This window comes from Nonomuraea harbinensis (assembly GCF_019396385.1).
Classification (GTDB): Bacteria; Actinomycetota; Actinomycetes; order Streptosporangiales; family Streptosporangiaceae; genus Nonomuraea; species Nonomuraea ferruginea.
Window position 1 is genome coordinate 19,828 of record NZ_JAHKRN010000020.1, and the last position, 17,162, is coordinate 36,989.

The following is a 17,162-nucleotide window of genomic DNA, read 5'->3' on the forward strand; positions in this document are numbered from 1 at the left end:
GGATACCATGTCTCATGGCTCGAAACTACCCGCCGGACCACGACCCGTCGAGGCCCACAGGCCCCGCCCGGCGCCGCGCCCGGCTCAGCGACCAGGAGACGGAACGGCGGATGCTCGACACGGCCGTGGCGATGGTCCACCGCGACGGCCTGACCGTGGGGCTCGACCACCTGGGTTTCGAGGACGTCATCCGTGACGCCGGGGTATCCAGGACAACCGTCTACCGCCGCTGGCCGTACAAGGACCTGTTCTTCAGCGACCTGCTGCGCGAGCTGGCGCGCGGCGCCGCGCCCGCCTCCGCGCCGGCCCTGGAGACCACCGGGGAGGTGCTCAGTGAGGTCCTGTCCAGCCGTTCGGAGGACCTGGCCTCGCCTCAGGGCCGCCACGACCTGGTCACCGAACTCCTGCGGCTGACCGCGGTCAGCGACTTCGAGGCGGTCCACGGCTCCCCGGAGTGGCGCACGTACCTGGCCTTGCAGGCCACGTTCCTGAGCCTGCCGGAAGGGGACCTGCGGGCCGACGTGCAGGCCGCGCTCGCCCGCTCCGAGCAGCGGTTCGTCGATCGCGTGGCGCGCGGCTGGGAGACGGTGGCGACGGCGCTGGGCTACCGGCTGCGGCCGGAGACGGGCGGCAGTTTCCCGCTGATCGCGACCCTGGCCTGTGCGGCGATGCGCGGCCTGGTGCTGATGTCACTGTCCGACCCGGACCTGCTCACCCGGCGCGTGCCCGCCAATCCCACCACGGCGAGCGCCGCCTCCGACTGGTCACTGCTCGGCATGGCGGCCGCGAGCATCGCGGTCACGTACCTCGAACCCGATCCGGACGTCACGTGGGACGACCTTGCGTGAGCCCTGCCAGGAGAGCACGCAGTCCTTGAGCCCGCCGAACGGTACGGGGACGGGAACGATCGTCCGCAGTGCCGCCAGCGAGATCTGCGTCCGGTCGCCGAACGCCGCCTCCAGCGCCGCCGTCGAGGTGACGTAGAACTCCCACTGGTCCAGGTTGAGCGGGTCGATCGTCCGCTTGTCCGTGTGGTGAAGGAGGCAGAAGACGTACACGTCGCTGGGCCGCTCCGGCGTGGCCGCCACCACATCCGTCCGCGCGTCCCAGCCCTTGGCACGGGCGATGGTGAACTTGATGGCCGACGGCTGCCGCTGGCTCCATGACCGCAGGTAGGCCGCCGACTTGACCTCGACCTTCAGCTCGCTGGGCAGCACCAGGTCGACCGCGTCCCACTCCGTACGGACACCGTCATGGACTTCCAGGGCCAGGGCGACGATGTACTCGGCGAGGACGCCGCGCAGCCTGTTGCCGACCACGTCGGAGCACGCCCATCCCCAGAAGTCGGCCAAGGTGGCACCGGCCGGGGCCCCGGCCTCGGTGAACGGCTCGGCACCCGACCTGCGAGGGACGTCCAGCGCGTCGAGCGGCACCCTGCCGGAGGTGGCCACGTCGGCCGGTGTCGCCGAGGCTTCTGACGTCATCTCCGTGCTCGCCCCTGGTCTCGTCCGGAACTCGGCCCCGAAGTACGATCTACGCCACACACTATGCGGCCCGCCGCGTCACCGCCATCGGCGTCTTCGAGGCTCTTGGTGCGTCTAACCGGTGGTGCGTCTAACCGGCGGGCGCGAGGGCAGGGCGTCCGTCATGGCAGCGCTTCCGGGAGTGCCCGAGTCGTACTGGGTCGAGTCGACCCCCACCACCTCGTTCCCCTCGCTTGAGCAGGACATCACCGCCGATGTCGCCGTCGTCGGCGGTGGGATCGCCGGGTTGTGCGCGGCGTGGGAGTTGTCGCGGACGGGGCGCTCGGTCGTCGTGCTCGAAGCGGACCGCGTCGCCGGGGCCGTCACCGGCTACACCACCGCCAAGCTGTCCGTACAGCACACGCTCATCTACGCACGGTTGCGCAAGTCGCACGGGGAGCAGGCCGCCAGGCTGTACGCGCAGTCGCAACAGGACGCGGTCGAGCACGTGTTCGCGACCGCGGCCGAGCTGGGGATCGACTGCGACCTGGAACGCCTGCCCGCCTACACCTATGTGGAGTCCGGCGGGGAGACCGAGCAGATCACCGCTGAGGTGGAGGCGGCCCAGCAGGCCGGCCTGCCCGCCTCCTTGGTGACCCGGACGGGCCTCCCGTTCGACGTCGCGGCGGCCGTCCGGGTGGAGGACCAGGCCCAGTTCCACCCTCGTAAGTTCCTTCTCGCCCTGGTGCGGCGGATGGCCGACGACGGCGCCCGGGTGTTCGAACGTACCCGGGTGATGGGGCTGGAGGAGGGGCGGCCGTGCCGGCTGGCGTGCGAGAACGGCACCACGGTCACCGCCGGCGATGTCGTGGTGGCCACGCACTATCCGATCTTCGACCGGGCGCTGATGTTCTCCCGGCTGGAGCCGCGGCGTGAGCTCGTGGTCGCCGCGCCGATCCCACCTGAGCAGGACCCGGGCGGGATGTACATCACCTCGGAGCACAACACCCGGTCGATCCGGACCACCCCGTATCGGGACGGGCAGCGCCTGCTCATCGTCACAGGGGAGACCGCCGACCCCGGCTCCGGTGACGCCGGCGAACGATTCCAGCGCCTGGCCGCCTGGACCCGCGACCGGTTCACCGGCACACAGATCAGCCACCGGTGGGCGGCACAGGACAACACCAGCACCGACCACCTGCCCTACGTGGGCCACTTCCACCCCGGCGCCAAGCACGTCTACGTCGCCACCGGATTCGGCGGCTGGGGCATGAGCAACGGCGTCATGTCCGGCAAACTCCTCTCCGCTCTCATCACCGGGCACGATCTGCCGTGGGCCGAGCTGTACGATCCCCGGCGGCTTCACCCGCTGCGCGAAGCCGGCCCCATCGCCAAACTCCAGGCCAAGGCCGCACGCCACCTGATCGGCGATCGGCTGCGCCCCTCCCACGCCGATTCGGTCGACGACGTCGCTCCGGGATCGGGCGCCATCGTCCGTATCGGCGGGCGGCGGTGCGCGGTCTCCCGCGACGCGGCAGGCGTCGTCCACGCGGTCTCCGCCACCTGCACCCACCTCGGCTGCGTCGTCGCCTTCAACCAGGCCGAACAGACCTGGGAATGCCCCTGCCACGGCTCCCGATTCGGACCCGACGGAGCCGTCCTGCACGGTCCAGCCACTAAGCCCCTGGAACCGGTCGACCCGGACAACCCGTAACCTGGCCGCGCAGTTCAATGATCAAGATCAGCGTTTACGCTTCTTCCGGCGACCTCGGGCTCCCGGCGGCCGGGTGGGGACGAGGCGGAGGGGGTGGCGGGCGGTCCTGCGGAGCGGCTCGGCCACCAGCTCGTGTAGCTCCCGCAACCCCACGACATCAGGGTGCCCCGACGCCAGGATCGCCTCCAGGAACTCGTCCGCGTCCCCGCCCCCCATTCTCCTGAGCTGCTCGACAAGCCCCTCAGGCCCCGCGAGTTCCAGCACCGACAGAAAGTTCTCCGCCCCCAGCAGCAGGTTCTCCCGCTCGCTCAACGACCCGGGCCTCATCTCCCCCGCATCGATGAGCTGCGTCCACACGGCGGGCCCGAGGATCGGGTCGTGCCGTAGGTCCTGCAGCAGCCGCCTTTCGGGAAGGGCCCCGGCCAGCACGCGCAGCATCGCCCCCACCCGCGTACGGAACGGGCAATCCCGTACGGCCTGCACCAACATCTCGACGTCCTGCCCCGGCCGGGCCAGCCACCCCTGGAGCTCCGCGACGGCGTCCTCCGGTGGATAGTGCTGGGCGAGCACCCCGAGCAGCTCGGCCGGCGGGGCGGTGGCCAGTTCGCCGACGAGGGGAGCGTCGCGGCCCTCGGCGAGGAGGCGGTCGCGGACGCCGCGCACGCCGAGTGGAGTGAGGCGGACCAGCGGGAGGTCGGACTCGGAGAGGGCGGCGCGCAGGCGTTCGACCGCGTCCGGCGGCAAGGGCTGGTCGTCGTGGTCGAGGTCGCTCGCGTAGAGGGGGTCGGCGGGGCCGCGGGTGAGCTCCACGGCCCCGAGGTCGGACAGGACCTCGAACATGCGCCCCAGGTCCCGGGCGACCTCGCGGCGCAAGAGATCAAGCCGGTGCTCCTCCTCGTCGAGAACGAAGTACTCCTGGCAGGCCAGCCACACCGTCTCTTCGAGCCGGACCACAGGCATCTCGTCCAGCCCGTACATGGAGTTGAGCACGTCCGGGAGAATCTCGTCGAAGATCTCGGCCAGGATGGGCTCGGGCCGCCACGTCGCGACGGGCACGGTGACCACGCGCCCCAGCTCCGGCAGGAGCTCGAACGCGCGACCCCACAGCGTCTCCGGGTCGCGCAGCAGGGGTACGGCCTTGGCCACGCGGAGCAGCCGCCCCTTGCTGGTGCGGGTCAGCCGCAGCTTCCTGGCCCAGGCGAGCAGCAGGTTGAGCTGCGGCAGATCGGCGGCGCTGCGGACGCGCAGCTGGTCCTCGCCGGTGCCCAGCAGGGCCGACACCTCGAGGGCGTCGGCGACGCGGAGGTTGCCCGCGTCGGTGAGGGCGCGGCCGTCCTTGCCCACCCAGTCGGCCAGGGTGATGAGGCGCTGGACGGTCCGGCTGCGCCCGGCGGCCTCCGCCAGCTCGGACGCGGGAGGCAGGGAGACAGGCGGCTGGGGGAAGGCGCGTTCCTCGTCGATGCCGCCGTACACCAGGCGGTTCTGCATGATCTTGTCGAGCACCTGCTGGTCGTACGGGACGCGACCGGCGTCGAGATCGCGCTTGAACCGCTCGAACGCCCCCGGGACGGTGAGATCGAATCCCTGGTCGAGAGCCGTGTGCGCCCAGAACGTCGCCAACCCTCGCAGCGTGGGATCGTCGAGCGCGGACGCGTACTCCGCCTGCGCCCCGGCGATGATCTCCGCCGCCTCCGCGAGCGTGGCGCCGCGCGGGTCGCGAAGGCCCGTGACGTCGAGATAGCGCAGGTAGGTGCGCAGCACCTCCGGAGCGAGGCCGAGCACCTCCCGCGGGGCCGTCACCTTGTACGGCACGTACCGCAGCAGGAAGAACCTGATGCGCGCACCGTCCCAGTACGCCAGCCGGCCGTCACGGCTCCCATGCCGCGCGTCGACGGCGGCGGAGAGCAGCAGGTCATCGACTGGATGCCCGTGCTCCTTCGCCCAGGTGACGCACCGCCGGATCAGCAGGTCCTTGGTGGCCTCGAACTCCTCGGCCTCTTCGGGCTCGAACCAGGTACGCACCGTCCAAGCCTCCCATCCCCGCAGGGTCGCCGTCTCGCCTGTCAGAAATCTCGGCGGCCCGACGGACCTCTTTCCCAAGAGATGTTGGAAAGCTATGATCCCAACATGTCTTGGGAAAACGACGACGATCTGGTACCCCTGCGAGCACTGGCCAACCCGCTCCGCATCCGCATCGTCTCGCTGCTCACCGGCACGTCCATGTCGGCCACCGATGTCGCGGAGGAGCTGGGGATCGCCCACGCCTCGGCCAGCTACCATCTGCGCCAGCTCGCCGAGGCGGGTTTCCTGGAGCACGTCGACGAGCAGCCGCCGCGAGGAGGCAGAGGCAGACCCCGGAGGCGCTACCGTTACGACCCCTCCAGCGGAGCCCGCCTGGATCGGACGCAGGGGCGGCAGCTCCTCCACGAGGCGCTCAGCGTCGACCTGTCACGACGTCTCACCCAGGCTCAGGCCACGCGCACGTCGATGGACGCCGAGGTGTGGCTGGACCGGTCCGTGTGGGAGGAGGTCGTGGGGCTGGTCGACCAGGCGGTCGCTCTGGTCCATGGCAAGGCGGGGCCGCCCCGGTCCAGCGACAGGATCAAGGTGAGCATGACCGCCCTGCTGCTGGAACTCGACGACGCGCGATGACCCGCCTGCTGCTGTGCACAGGAGCGTGCTTCCTGTCGCTGGGGCTGCTCATACCCGTCATCCCGAGGTACGTCACCGGCCCGCTGGACCAGGGCCCGGTCCTGGTCGGCGTCTGTCTGGCGATGACCTCCATGTTCGGCCTGCTCGCCCGGCCGCCTCGGCCAGCGACCACGAACGGCGCGGCACGGCGATCAACCACTTCTCCGTCGCGGTCAACGCCGGTCTGCTCGCGGGGCCGCCCCTGGCCGAGGCCGTACGCGTCGCCGCCGGTCTGTGGGCCGTGTGGGCGTTGTCGGGAACGGTGGCCGTCGCGGCCTTCGCCGGGTGCCTGTTCCTGACCGGGCCCGCGGCCGGCGAGCCGTCCCGCACGAGGAAGGCCGGGCCGCTCGTCCACCGGGCGGGCCTTGCTCCCGGATTCGCCTACTGGGCGTCGGTGTGGGGATACACGGCCTTCAGCGCCTTCCTGCCGTTGCACGTCGCGGCGCTGGGCGGCGACGACAGCGCCATCCACTTCCTGCTCTACGGCTGCGTGCTGCTCACGGTACGGCTGGCCGGTCATCGGCTGTCGACCCGGATCGCCCCGCGCACGATGGCGGCGGCCTCGCTCATCCTCACCGCGGCAGGGCTGGCCATGCTCATCGTCTGGCCGTCCGTCACGGGAGCGCTGTTCGCGGCGGCGGTGCTCGGTACCGGGCAGGCGCTGGGCCTTCCGGCGTTCCTGACCATGGCGGTGACCGGCCTGCCCGCCGAGCAGCGCGGCTCGGCGCTGGCCACCACGACGGCGTTCTTCGACCTCGGGTTCCTGACGGCCGCGCTCGCGCTCGGCGCCATCGCGCAGCCCCTCGGGCTGACGTACGGGTTCGCCGCCGCGGCCGCGGTGGCGGCACTGGCGCCCCTGCTGTTCCTCCCCCTCGGCCGCAAGCCTCGTGAGGCCTCCCCCCAAGGAGACATCCATGACCATTCCCCCCGCTGAGCTGGCCGGGTACGCCGACGTCGTCTTCGACATCGCCGTGCCGGTCGACCGCGACGACCGGGTCCTGATCAACGCCGAGATCGAGCATGCCCCGCTCGCCCGCGCCCTGGCGGAGGCCGCGTACGCCCGAGGCGCTCGCTATGTCGACATCTGGTACTTCGACCCGTACGCCAGGCGGTCACGGGTCCAGCACGCGGACGAAGCGACGCTGGGCGAGGTTCCTTCCTGGCTGGACGCGCGCAATGAGGAGCTCGCCCGCCACTGCGGCGTCCTGGTCAACATCCGGGGCACCGCGACCCCGGACCTCCTGGTCGGGCAGGATCCGGTCCGGGCGGGTCTGGATCGGATGCCCTACCTCACGTCGAGGCAGCGGCTCCAGCTCGGCAACCTGGTCCGCTGGGCCATAGTCCCCGGTCCGACGGCGGAGTGGGCTCAGGCGATCTTCGGGGTGCCGGACGAGGCCCGGTTGTGGCAGCACCTGCGCCCCATCCTCCGGCTCGACCAGCCCGATCCCCGGGCCGCCTGGGAGCGGCGGATCGCCGAGCTGCTCCGCCGCGCGGAGGTGCTGGAGGACCTGCGCCTCGACGCCGTACGGTTCGAAGGGCCGGGGACCGACCTGACCATCGGCCTGCTGCCCGACGCCCACTGGACCGCGGCGCGGCTCGAATCGGTCAAGGGGCACGTCTTCCAGTGCAACCTCCCCACGGAGGAGGTGTTCACCACTCCCGACCACCGCCGGGTGGACGGCACGGTTCGCTCGACGCGTCCGCTGATCCTCAACGGAACCGTCATCCGCGACCTCGAACTGACCTTCACCGCAGGTGTGGTGACCGAGGTACGAGCGAGCAGCGGCGCGGACGTCGTCCGCACCCACCAGGCGACCGATGCCGGGGCCGCCCGGCTCGGTGAGCTGGCACTCGTCGACGGCTCCTCACCAGTCGGACGATCGGGGATCACGTACCTCGAAACGCTGCTGGACGAGAACGCCACCTGCCATCTGGCCTGGGGCGCCGGGCTGCCTCCCGGCGTGCCCGCGCACCTGCGCGCGCGGGAGGCCGCCGACCTGGACGCGGCCGGGGTCAACCGTTCCCGCGTGCACGTCGACTTCATGGTGGGCGGCCCCGACGTCACCGTCACCGGAGTCGGCCACGACGGCGGCGCGGTCGAGCTCCTCCGCGACGACGAATGGCAGGTCTGACCGGCATCGAGGCCCCCGGGGCCGCAGCCGAGAACGTCGAGCCGGCGTGACGGGCCGCCGCCGCCGGGTCGTGAGAGGTCCGGTAACGAGGATCCCGCCTGGGTCAGAGCTCAGCCGCGTCGTGCGGCGGGGGTGGGGTGACGCCGGTGGAGAACGTGAGCCCGCCCCCGTTCGCCGGCTGGAACCCCAGTCCTCGAAGCTCGGGACCGTCGATCGCGGTGACCACGCGCAGAGCACCGGCCTCGGTCACCACGCGGACCGCCCCGTGCGCCAGCGCCGCCCCCACGTCCGACGGGACGCCGGGCTGGAGGTGCACCAGCTCCAGCCGTGCGACGGTGTGCCGCGCGTCCTCCCAGGACGCGACGGCGTGTCCCACGTGGGGTTCTGCGCGGGCGTTGTCGACGTAGGCCTGCACCCAGCAGGCCAGCCTGTCCTCGACGACCAGCTGCCGGGGAAGGCTCACGTCCATCCCCTCCTCGGCCAGCCAGGAGCCCAGCTCGGACGGAGGCAGCGGCACCAGCGCCTCCGGCGACCCCCACGTGAAGAAGGTCCCCTTCCGCTTGGGCCCCGACGAGCGGGGCACGCCGACGAGGGGAACCGACGCGACGTAGTATCCGGCGGGAACGACGTCCACGGGATGGCGCGAGTCCAGCACGACGTGGCCATCGCGGATCGTCCGGCCGCCCCAGCCGACCAGCCCGGTCGCGAGGTTCTCCGAGAGCCCGGCCATGACGTCCGCGGCCCACTCGTACGCCGAGGTCACCGCCAGGCCGGTCCACGGACTGGCAGGCTCCGTCGGGAACGCGACCTCGACGGCGTAGACGTTCGGATCGAGCCGCCAGCGGAACGTCACGAGCATGGTGTCCGGCTCCGCGATGACGTCGAGCCCGGAGTACCCGTCCTCCGTCCCGTCTATCCGGAGCGCGCACGTTCTCAGCGCTTCGACGATCTCCGCTCGCGACCACTCCACCGCCATTCGTCCATGCTGTCATGCCCTTCCCGACCGGGACGACGAGGGCGAGCCGCAGGGAGTCCAGCATCGCTTCGGGCGTTATAAACCTGCAAACGCCTGTTGATCGAGCCGCTGAGCTGGCGGAAGTTTCCGAAATTGCACCCTGCGAACGGTGCAGCACATGAGACGGCCCAGCACAAGAGGTTGCTCGCCGGTCATCGGCGTGAGTGACTCCCCCACACCGGCGCGGAAGACGACCACCGCCACGTACGGCGTCCGGCGGAAGAAGACCACGTTTGTCCCAAAAGAAGCGAAGCGTGACCGCGTGGACCCCGTGGCGCGTTGGCTGGTACATCAAGCAAAGGTGATCCGAACATGACGATCCGACAGGTGGCGCCTCTCCTGATCTCCAGCACCCTCGCACTTTCGGCGGCGGCCTGCGCGGCATCACCTCCAGCCGATCCGGTGACGGAGCCGCGAGGCGCCACCTCGTCGGCCGCCCCGGCCGGGACCGCGGTCGCCACGCCATCACCTCTCCGCCTGCCGGGCATGGACACCGGCACGAAGACCGTCCTCAAGGCGGGGCCGAGGAAGGGATCCATGGTCGTCGGGGACATCCCACCCGGCAAGGACGAACTGTGGGTGCTGTTCAAGTGCCGCGGGCAGGGCAAGGTGGAGATCGTTCTGGAGCCGGGCATCAACATGCCCTTCACCTGCCTCGACGACGTGGTCAGCCCCATCATGAACCGCCTCGACCTCGGCGAGAGAAAGACCCTGACGGTACGGATCCAGGCCACCGACGCGGTCGAGTGGGCCCTTCGCATCACTCGTTGAGACGTGCCGGGAGCCTGGAACCCAGGGTCAGAAGGCCGGCGCTTCGGTCGAGGGCTGGTCGGTCTCGGTGCCGTCCGGGGCCAGGGCGACCTCGGGGGAGCCGAAGGAAGAAAGGCCGCGCCAGACCCAATCAGCGGGCGCCGAAGGCCTGGTACAGGGCGCCGGCGACCACCGCCCATGCCACGGTCGCGATCCCCAGCACCAGTGGAGCGGGCAGCCGGAGGGCCAGCGCCCATACGCACGCGGCGAAGGCGATCATGCCCCTCGTGCAGCACCGTCACCGTCATCCCGGCTATCGCCACGGCCGGAGCGGCGGCGAAGATGCCGGCGAAACGCTTGGGCGTCATCATCTCGCCTATTACCGCGAAGACCATCACGAGCAGGCCTCCGAGCAGTCCACGCCCCGCGATCCACCACAGCTGGCTCATCGAACGCCGGTCCGTCGACCCGCAGTCTCATCCCCCATGAATCATCAATACCACCGGGCACCTGCGGTAACGCGCGAGTTCGCCGCGGGTGGTCCTCGACCTGGGCGCCGTGCCGAGCATGCCGGAGCCCGGAGCCGCCGCTGAGGGCCGAGCATCTTCCCGAAGAGTCCGGTCGTCACGCCGCGATTCCCGCGCCTGCGGAGCGTCCTCCCAGTTCGAGAACGCGACGCGCACTAGCGTCGGATGCCATGAGGATCGACGGGGCCCGTGTCCTGATCACCGGTGCTTCCTCGGGCGTCGGCGCGGCGACCGCGCGGGCGATGGCCGCCGCCGGGTCGCGGCTGGTGCTGGCCGGACGTGACCGGCAGCGGTTGCACGCGGTCGCGGCCGAAACCGGCGGGCGGGCCGTCGTCGGCGACCTCACGACGGACGCCCCCGTGCTCGCCGGGCAGGCCGCCCCCGTCGACGTCCTGGTCTGCAACGCCGGAGCGGGGTGGGCGGGAGCCTTCGCCGGGATGCCGCTCCGGGACGTGAACGAGCTGGTGGCGGTCAACCTGACGGCGCCGATGGAGCTGGCGCGGCTGCTGCTGCCCGGGATGATCGAGGAGCGCCGGGGACACGTCGTCTTCGTCTCCTCGATCGCCGGCGCCGTCGGAGTGGCGGGTGAGGCGGTCTACTCGGCCGCCAAGGCCGGGCTGGTCGTCTTCGCCGAGGCACTGCGGGACGAGTTGTCGGAGTTCCCCGGCATCGGGGTGTCGGTGGTGTTCCCTGGCGTGGTCGCCACGCCCTTCTTCGACCGGCGCGGCGTCCCGTACGACCGCCGGTGGCCCCGGCCGATCCCGCCGGAGCGGGTGGCGCGCGGCATCGTGACGGCGATCCGGCGCGGCAGGTCCGAGTGCTACGTGCCGGGCTGGCTACGCCTCCCGGCGCGGCTGCGCGGCGCCGCGCCCGGCGCGTTCCACCGGCTGGCCCGGCGCACGGGCTGACGGTCAGTGGTCGCGTACGGCGCGGAGCGACTGCTGGAGCGAGCCCAGCGTGGCGAAGATCGCGGTGGGCTCGTATCCGCAGTGGGCCATGCAGTTGGCGCACCTGTCGTCGCGGCCCCGGCCGTAGGCGTCCCAGTCGGTCTCCTCGACCAGCTCACGGTAGGTGCGGGCGTATCCGTCGGCCATGAGGTAGCACGGCCGCTGCCATCCGTACAGCGAGTACGACGGGATCGCCCACGCCGTGCACGGGAAGTCGACGCGGCCTTCGAGGAAGTCGAGGAAGAGCGGCGAGTGGTTGAATCGCCACCTGCGGCGGTTGCCGTCGGCGAAGGCCTGGCGGAACAGGTCGCGGATCTCCGCGACGCCGAGGAAGTGGTCCTGGTCCGGCGCCTTCTCGTAGGCGTACGCGGGAGAGATCATCATCTGGTCCACGGCCAGGTCGTCGTTGAGGTAGTTGAGCACCTCGATGACCGTCCGCGGGCTGTCGGTGCTGAAGAAGGTGGTGTTCGTGGTGACGCGGAAACCCCGCCGCTGGCATTCGCGGACGGCGGCGACCGCCTCGTCGAACACGCCTTCCTTGCACACGGCCGCGTCGTGACGCTCTCTCAGGCCGTCGATGTGCACCGTCCAGGCGAAGTACCTGGACGGCTCGAACTGGTCGATCTTCTTGGGGATGAGCAGCGCGTTGGTGCAGAGGTAGACGTACCTCTTGCGCGCGGTCAGCTCCCGGACCATCTCCGCGATCTGCGGATGCATGAGCGGTTCCCCGCCGGCGATGGACACCATCGGGGCGCCGCTCTCCTCGATCGCCGCGACCGCCTGCTCGACGGGCATCCGGCGGCGGAGCACGTCGGCCGGGTGCTGGATCTTGCCGCAGCCGGCGCAGGAGAGGTTGCAGGCGAACAGCGGTTCCAGCTCGACCAGCAGCGGGAACTTCGAGCGTCGCCGGAGCTTGTTGCTCAGGATGTAGCCGGCGACACGCAGACTCTGGCGGATCGGGATCGTCATGGCTGGGCGTCCTTCGGCAGGGTGAAGGTGATGGATTCGGTCGTCACGGGGCCGAGCCCGCGTAGCGCGTTCTCGGCGGTGTCGACGAGCGAAGGCGAGGTGGAGGCGCCGGCGGTGAGGACGACGGTGCGGGCCCCGCGGAGCCAGGCGAGCTCGATGTGCTCCGGCGTCTCGACGAGCCGGGCCGGTGCGTGCCGGGTGGCGGACTCCACCAGGTGCCTGGTTTCCGGGGAGCCGGTGGGCCCGATGACGAGGACGAGGTCGGCCCGGCTCGCGGCGCCGTCGAGGTCCGGTGACGCGCGGAGCACCGTCCGGGGCGCGGTCGCCGCGGCCCAGCGGGTGAGTGCCGGGCCGACGCGGCGCAGCACGCGGCGGGCCGTGAGCGCGTTGCGCAGGGTGGCCGGGCTCAGCAGCGGGGCGGCGGGCGTGTCGACGACGACCCGGACGGCCGCCACCGGCCGGCCGGCGGCCGCGCGGGCCAGCGGGCCCGTCTCCATGTCGACGGCGTGCGCGCCCCGCTCGGCGAGTTCGCGCCCGCGGGCTCCGGTCACCACGTGGTCCACGGTCAGCAACGAGCCGGTCCGGGCGCGCAGACCGGCGCGCGCCAGTTCCCCGGCGAGCAGCGGCGCCGACGGGCAGGCGAGAACCCGGTCGCCGTAACGGATCTCCTGGGCCACCAGGACGTCCCCCGCCCGCAGGCCGGGGACGAGCGACCCCGCGAAGCCCGTCACGGCCAGCGCGTCGAACTCCGGCAGGGTGGCCGCGACGCGCGCGGCCCGGCGTGGCCCGAGCCCGGTCCGGCGCAGCCGGACGCGCACCGGGGAGCGGGAAAGGCCCCGCCTGACGGCTCGTGCCTCCATGCCCAGGGCGGTGCAGATCAGCAGGGCCGTCATGGCGCCTGCCCGCAGGCCCGCAGGTAGCGCCCGAGGGCGTTGACGGGGAAGACGAGCCGGTACAGGTGGTAGTTGATGGAGAAGTCGCCCGGGAATCCCGTCCCGGTGAAGTGCGGTTCGTCCCAGGTGCCGTCGGGGCGCTGGTGCTCGACCAGCCAGCGCACGCCCGCGTCCACCACGGGCGACCGCTCCCCGGCGGCGAGCAGGGCCATCAGCGCCCACGCCGTCTGCGAGGGCGTGGAGGCGCCGCGTCCGATCCACGCCGGGTCGGTGTAGGAGCGCAGGTCCTCGCCCCAGCCGCCGTCCTCGTTCCGGTGGGACTCCAGCCAGGCGACCGCCCGGCGGACGCATGCCGCGTCGCGACGTACGCCGGCCGCGACCAGGGCGGGCACCACGGCGCCGGTCCCGTAGACGTGGTTGGCCCCCCAGCGGCCGAACCACGACCCGTCCGGCTCCTGCGCCTTGAGCAGCCAGAGCACGGCCCGGCGCAGCTCCGGCGAGCCGGGCGGGGACTCCTGCGCCAGCGCCTCGACGACGTGCGCGGTCACGTCGGCCGACGGCGGGTCGATCACGGCCCCGAAGTCGCAGAACGGCAGTTTCGTGCAGAGCGTCCTGGTGTTGTCGGCGTCGAAGGCCGCGAAGCCTCCGTCACGGGAGGCCATGCCGGTCATCCACCGCACGGCGCGGCCGATGGCCGGTCGCGCGTCCGGCCGGCCCGTCCGGCCCAGGGCGAGGACCACCTCGGCCGTGTCGTCGATGTCGGGATAGAGGTCGTTGTCGAACTCGAACGCCCAGCCGCCCGGCGCCAGCCGGGGCCGCCGCACCGCCCAGTCGCCCGGCCCTCTGATCTCTTCCTCCAGCAGCCAGTCGACGGCCTCGGCGACGGCCGGATGGTCGTGGGAGACACCGGCGTCGAGCAGCGCGTTGACGGCGAGCGCGGTGTCCCATACCGGGGACTGGCACGCTTCGAGCCTGCGGCCCCGCTCGTCCCGGATGGTGAACCGGTCGAGGCCCCGGAGCCCCCGCCGCATGATCGGATGGTCCAGGTCATAGCCGGACAGGTTGAGCGCGATGAGCGAGTACACCCAGGGCGGCTGGATGCCTCCCCAGGAGCCGTCGGCCTCCTGCCGCGCCACGATCCACTCGGCGGCCCGCCTGATCGCCGCCTCGCGCAGCCCTCGCACGGGCCGTCGTTCGTAGCGGACGAGCAGCCGGTCCAGGCCGTGGAAGAACCCGTCCCAGCCCAGCCCGCCCCGCCTCGGCACGGGACGGCCGGTGCGGAGCTCGGCCAGGTCGAACGGAAGCGGGCGGACGGGCCGGCGCGCGCTGACGATCGTGAGCGGGACGATCGTCTGCCGTGCCCAGCAGGCCCAGTCGTAGACGTTCAGCGGGAACCACGACGGCAGGAACATCAGCTCGGGCGGCAGGACCGGCAGCCGCTCCCAGGGCCACTGCCCGAACATGGCCAGCCAGATCCGGGTGAAGACGCGTGCCGACTCGATCCCGCCGGATTCCCGTACGAATGAGCGGGCGGCGCGCATGTGGGCCGCCTCGACGGGGTCGCCGGCGAGCCGGAGCGCGGTATAGGCCTCGACCGTGGTGGAGAGGTCGGGCGGGCCGCCGTGGAAGGTGGCCCAGGTGCCGTCCGCCCGCTGTTCGGACCGGATCCAGTGGGCCGCCTCGGCCGTGTCGTCCTTCGCCCGGATGCCCAGGAACTCCCGGAGCAGCAGGTCCTCGGCGTCCATGGTGACGTTGGTCTGCAGTTCGCCCTTCCACCAGCCCTGCGGTGACCGGAGCCCGATCAGGTGGTCGCGGGCGGCGTCGAGGGCCAGTCTCGTGGATCGGAGCGTGTCGGCCGTGCTCATGACCGGCGACCCGGTGTCGTGACGAGCTGCCGCCGGACCAGGCCGGCGGCGTGAAGTCCGCTGCGCACGGCGCCCTCCATCGTGTCGGGCCAGCCCGTGTCGGTCCACGCGCCGGCGAGGTACAGCCCCGGCCACCGGGTCCGGGCATAGGGCCGGCGCGCACCGCTGCCGGGCCCCTGGAAGAAGGTGGCGTGGCGTTCCCTGGTGACGAAGAAGTCGGTGAGCCGGGCCTGCCGGGCCGCGGGGAACAGCCGTTCGAGCGCGGGGACGAACGCCGCCCGGATCTCCGACGTGGGCAGGTCGATCCACCGCTGCGCGGCCGACACCGAGACCGTGAGGTACTGGCCCTCGCTCAGCCCCGCCACTCCGGTCTTGTCGAAGACCCACTGCACCGGCGAGCCCACGGCGGCGGCCGACGGCAGTTCGGTGACCGTCCGGTCGTACACGGCGTGCACGTTGACGATCGGGCTCGCGCCCAGCTCATGCCAGGCGTCCCGGCCGGGCGCCGCCCCGGCGGGCACGATCCTGGCGGCCTGCCCGTGCGGCACGGCCACGATCACCGCGGCCGCCGGCACCAGGGCGCCGTCCACGACGACCGCCGGCCCTTCGGCGATCCCCGTCACCTTCGCGGACAGCCGCACCTCTCCGCCGCGCCGCTTGATGGCGTCGTGCGCGGCGGTGCCGTGCAGCTCGCCGAGCGGCGCGTCGGGGACGCCGATGTCGGCGGCGTCGGACCTGCCGAGCAGGGCGGTCCTGAACACCTTCACGGCGGGCCCGAGCGCCGCCTGCTCGGCGCCGACGTTCAGGGCGGCCTTCGCGAGGAGGTCCCAGAGGGCCTCGCGGACGGGCTCGGGCTGACCGTGCGACGCCAGCCAGCGCTCCAGGGTGATCCGGTCGAGCGCGGGGTCGGCGGGGTCCAGCCGGGCCAGCGCCATCGCGCCCCGTACGGCGCGCAACCGGTCGGCCGGACCGAGGAGGGAGTACGTCGCCAGCGCGGGAAGCATGTGCAGAGGGCCGGGAAGCGCGGTCCGGCGCAGCCGCCCGCCGCGCCCCCCCGGCGTGAGGACGCGGACGTCGAACCGCTTCTGCAGCCGGACCTTGTCCGAGACGCCCATCCGGTCGAGCAGGCCCATGTAGGCGGTGCAGCATCGGAGGAACACGTGCTGCCCGTTGTCCACGGCCATCCCGTGACGTTCGAACGAGTGCGTGGCGCCGCCCAGCCTGGGACGCGCCTCGTACAGCGTCACCGCGTGACCGGCCTCGCCCAGGGCGACGGCGGCGGCGATGCCCGCCAGCCCGCCCCCCACGATCGCGACCGGCGCCGCCGGTGAGCCGCTCATCGGCGGGGTCCGGCCACCGCGCGGACCGCGATGGCGGTCTTGCGCCAGGTGGGCAGCGACGACCGCGCGGCCAGCGCCCGGAGCGGGTCGGCGGCGATCCGGTCCAGCAGGGACCGGTAGATGCCGGCCATCGCCATCGTGCAGGCGGCGCTGCGGCGGTCGAGCAGTCTCACCAGCCGGGCCCCTTCCTCGTACCAGTCACGGGCGCGGGCCGCCTCGTGCCCGACGAGCGCGGCGAGCCGGTCCGGCGGGTCGGTGAACCTGCCCCGGGCGTCGAGGTCCAGGGTGCAGCCGAAGCGTTCGAGGTCTTTCGACGGCAGGTAGACGCGTCCGGAGAGCCGGTCCTCGCGCACGTCGCGCAGGATGTTCGTGAGCTGCAGCGCGACCCCCAGGGCGTCGGCCAGGGGCTCGGCCTTCCGGTGGTCGTCCGCGCCGAAGACGCCGAGTGACAGCCGCCCGACGGATCCGGCGACGCACCGGCAGTAGCCCAGCAGCTCGTCGAAGCTCTGGTACGTGGTGCCGCGCACATCCGCCGCGCAGCCGTCGATCAGCTCGTCGAAGGCCGGCAGGGGGATGGGATAGCGGCGTGCCGCGTCGTCCAGGGCGAGCAGGACGAGGTTCGTCTCGCCGGGGCCGATGCGGCAGAGGGCGTCGCGTACCTCCGACAGCCCTGTGAGCCGCTGCTCGCTGGGACCCTCCGTGTCGCCGATGTCGTCGATGCGGCGGGCGAGGGCGTACACCGCGCTGAGCGCCTGGCGCTTCGGCTCGGGAAGCAACCGGATGCCGTAGGAGAAGTTCCTCGCCCGGGTGCGGACAATCTGTTCGCAGAGCCGGTATGCGTGGGACAGGGTCATCC

Annotated in this window: 16 protein-coding genes and 1 pseudogene; 7 read left to right on the plus strand and 10 right to left on the minus strand. The window is 72.2% G+C overall.

All coding sequences use genetic code 11. The features are described 5' to 3' along the window. Window positions 1-14 precede the first annotated feature (14 nt). Window positions 15-848, plus strand: a complete 834-nt coding sequence (locus KME79_RS21250) for a TetR/AcrR family transcriptional regulator (protein WP_246640189.1) — start codon at window positions 15-17, stop codon at window positions 846-848. On the opposite strand, the gene KME79_RS21255 is transcribed toward KME79_RS21250, so the two are convergent. After that, on the minus strand, window positions 765-1,484 hold the full coding sequence (locus tag KME79_RS21255) for a hypothetical protein (protein ID WP_219545929.1): 720 nt from the start codon (window positions 1,482-1,484) through the stop codon (window positions 765-767). The two genes, KME79_RS21250 and KME79_RS21255, sit on opposite strands and share 84 nt — an antisense overlap. A gap of 163 nt (window positions 1,485-1,647) precedes the next feature. On the opposite strand from KME79_RS21255, the gene KME79_RS21260 reads away from it, so the two are divergent. Continuing rightward, the gene (locus KME79_RS21260; protein ID WP_219545930.1) at window positions 1,648-3,177 is read left to right on the plus strand and encodes an FAD-dependent oxidoreductase; all 1,530 of its coding nucleotides are present in this window, start codon (window positions 1,648-1,650) and stop codon (window positions 3,175-3,177) included. A gap of 27 nt (window positions 3,178-3,204) precedes the next feature. Here KME79_RS21260 and KME79_RS21265 read toward each other — a convergent pair whose 3' ends face one another. Further along, window positions 3,205-5,199: a hypothetical protein gene (locus tag KME79_RS21265; RefSeq protein ID WP_219545931.1), complete on the minus strand. Its 1,995-nt coding sequence runs from the start codon at window positions 5,197-5,199 to the stop codon at window positions 3,205-3,207. 105 nt (window positions 5,200-5,304) lie between these two features. Between KME79_RS21265 and KME79_RS21270 the strand changes: the two genes are divergently transcribed. The 3 genes from KME79_RS21270 to KME79_RS21280 are packed head-to-tail and all read left to right on the plus strand — an operon-like array spanning window position 5,305 to window position 8,000. Further along, complete coding sequence (locus KME79_RS21270) at window positions 5,305-5,829, plus strand: ArsR/SmtB family transcription factor (protein WP_219545932.1); 525 nt, start codon at window positions 5,305-5,307, stop codon at window positions 5,827-5,829. 25 nt (window positions 5,830-5,854) lie between these two features. Continuing rightward, complete coding sequence (locus KME79_RS45065) at window positions 5,855-6,802, plus strand: MFS transporter (RefSeq protein ID WP_219545933.1); 948 nt, start codon at window positions 5,855-5,857, stop codon at window positions 6,800-6,802. Continuing rightward, window positions 6,783-8,000, plus strand: a complete 1,218-nt coding sequence (locus tag KME79_RS21280) for an aminopeptidase (RefSeq protein ID WP_219545934.1) — start codon at window positions 6,783-6,785, stop codon at window positions 7,998-8,000. The genes KME79_RS45065 and KME79_RS21280 overlap by 20 nt, the downstream gene beginning before the upstream one ends. A 103-nt stretch (window positions 8,001-8,103) precedes the next feature. Here the strand turns inward: KME79_RS21280 and KME79_RS21285 are convergent, their stop codons facing one another. Continuing rightward, a complete protein-coding gene (locus KME79_RS21285; RefSeq protein WP_219545935.1) occupies window positions 8,104-8,976 on the minus strand; it encodes a hypothetical protein in 873 nt (290 codons plus the stop codon). Between the two features lie 351 nt (window positions 8,977-9,327). Between KME79_RS21285 and KME79_RS45070 the strand changes: the two genes are divergently transcribed. Further along, entirely contained in the window at window positions 9,328-9,786 is a 459-nt protein-coding gene (locus KME79_RS45070; protein ID WP_246640190.1) for a hypothetical protein, read from the plus strand. 130 nt (window positions 9,787-9,916) lie between these two features. Here the strand turns inward: KME79_RS45070 and KME79_RS46435 are convergent, their stop codons facing one another. Together KME79_RS46435 and KME79_RS47440 are read right to left on the minus strand one after the other, a co-directional pair. After that, window positions 9,917-10,045 (minus strand): hypothetical protein, encoded by a 129-nt coding sequence (locus tag KME79_RS46435; RefSeq protein WP_281429451.1) that lies wholly within the window; start codon window positions 10,043-10,045, stop codon window positions 9,917-9,919. 49 nt (window positions 10,046-10,094) lie between these two features. Beyond that, window positions 10,095-10,214: pseudogene (locus KME79_RS47440) on the minus strand (hypothetical protein); the annotation flags it as partial. Window positions 10,215-10,462: 248 nt separating this feature from the next. On the opposite strand from KME79_RS47440, the gene KME79_RS21295 reads away from it, so the two are divergent. Beyond that, complete coding sequence (locus KME79_RS21295; protein WP_219545937.1) at window positions 10,463-11,200, plus strand: SDR family NAD(P)-dependent oxidoreductase; 738 nt, start codon at window positions 10,463-10,465, stop codon at window positions 11,198-11,200. 3 nt (window positions 11,201-11,203) lie between these two features. Here KME79_RS21295 and hpnH read toward each other — a convergent pair whose 3' ends face one another. Genes hpnH through hpnD form a run of 5 tightly spaced genes read right to left on the minus strand, consistent with a single transcriptional unit; the run spans window position 11,204 to window position 17,160 of the window. Beyond that, a complete protein-coding gene (hpnH, locus tag KME79_RS21300; RefSeq protein ID WP_148034968.1) occupies window positions 11,204-12,208 on the minus strand; it encodes an adenosyl-hopene transferase HpnH in 1,005 nt (334 codons plus the stop codon). Continuing rightward, complete coding sequence (locus KME79_RS21305; RefSeq protein WP_219545938.1) at window positions 12,205-13,101, minus strand: phosphorylase family protein; 897 nt, start codon at window positions 13,099-13,101, stop codon at window positions 12,205-12,207. The genes hpnH and KME79_RS21305 overlap by 4 nt, the downstream gene beginning before the upstream one ends. Then, window positions 13,098-14,966 (minus strand): squalene--hopene cyclase, encoded by a 1,869-nt coding sequence (shc, locus tag KME79_RS21310; protein ID WP_219545939.1) that lies wholly within the window; start codon window positions 14,964-14,966, stop codon window positions 13,098-13,100. Before shc ends, KME79_RS21305 begins: the two co-directional genes overlap by 4 nt. Beyond that, window positions 14,963-16,306, minus strand: coding sequence for a hydroxysqualene dehydroxylase HpnE (hpnE, locus tag KME79_RS21315; protein ID WP_219545940.1), 1,344 nt, complete (start codon window positions 16,304-16,306; stop codon window positions 14,963-14,965). Before hpnE ends, shc begins: the two co-directional genes overlap by 4 nt. Continuing rightward, entirely contained in the window at window positions 16,303-17,160 is an 858-nt protein-coding gene (gene hpnD, locus KME79_RS21320; RefSeq protein WP_219545941.1) for a presqualene diphosphate synthase HpnD, read from the minus strand. The genes hpnE and hpnD overlap by 4 nt, the downstream gene beginning before the upstream one ends. Between the last annotated feature and the right edge of the window lie 2 nt (window positions 17,161-17,162).

Coding starts and splice junctions, on each gene's coding strand:
- KME79_RS46435 (WP_281429451.1), bottom strand. CDS start 10,045: ATGATCGCCTTCGCCGCGTGCGTATGGGCGCTGGCCCTCCGGCTGCCC.
- KME79_RS21285 (WP_219545935.1), bottom strand. CDS start 8,976: ATGGCGGTGGAGTGGTCGCGAGCGGAGATCGTCGAAGCGCTGAGAACG.
- KME79_RS21280 (WP_219545934.1), top strand. CDS start 6,783: ATGACCATTCCCCCCGCTGAGCTGGCCGGGTACGCCGACGTCGTCTTC.
- hpnD (WP_219545941.1), bottom strand. CDS start 17,160: ATGACCCTGTCCCACGCATACCGGCTCTGCGAACAGATTGTCCGCACC.
- KME79_RS21270 (WP_219545932.1), top strand. CDS start 5,305: ATGTCTTGGGAAAACGACGACGATCTGGTACCCCTGCGAGCACTGGCC.
- shc (WP_219545939.1), bottom strand. CDS start 14,966: ATGAGCACGGCCGACACGCTCCGATCCACGAGACTGGCCCTCGACGCC.
- KME79_RS21260 (WP_219545930.1), top strand. CDS start 1,648: ATGGCAGCGCTTCCGGGAGTGCCCGAGTCGTACTGGGTCGAGTCGACC.
- KME79_RS21305 (WP_219545938.1), bottom strand. CDS start 13,101: ATGACGGCCCTGCTGATCTGCACCGCCCTGGGCATGGAGGCACGAGCC.
- hpnE (WP_219545940.1), bottom strand. CDS start 16,306: ATGAGCGGCTCACCGGCGGCGCCGGTCGCGATCGTGGGGGGCGGGCTG.
- KME79_RS45070 (WP_246640190.1), top strand. CDS start 9,328: ATGACGATCCGACAGGTGGCGCCTCTCCTGATCTCCAGCACCCTCGCA.
- KME79_RS21295 (WP_219545937.1), top strand. CDS start 10,463: ATGAGGATCGACGGGGCCCGTGTCCTGATCACCGGTGCTTCCTCGGGC.
- KME79_RS21255 (WP_219545929.1), bottom strand. CDS start 1,484: ATGACGTCAGAAGCCTCGGCGACACCGGCCGACGTGGCCACCTCCGGC.
- hpnH (WP_148034968.1), bottom strand. CDS start 12,208: ATGACGATCCCGATCCGCCAGAGTCTGCGTGTCGCCGGCTACATCCTG.
- KME79_RS21250 (WP_246640189.1), top strand. CDS start 15: ATGGCTCGAAACTACCCGCCGGACCACGACCCGTCGAGGCCCACAGGC.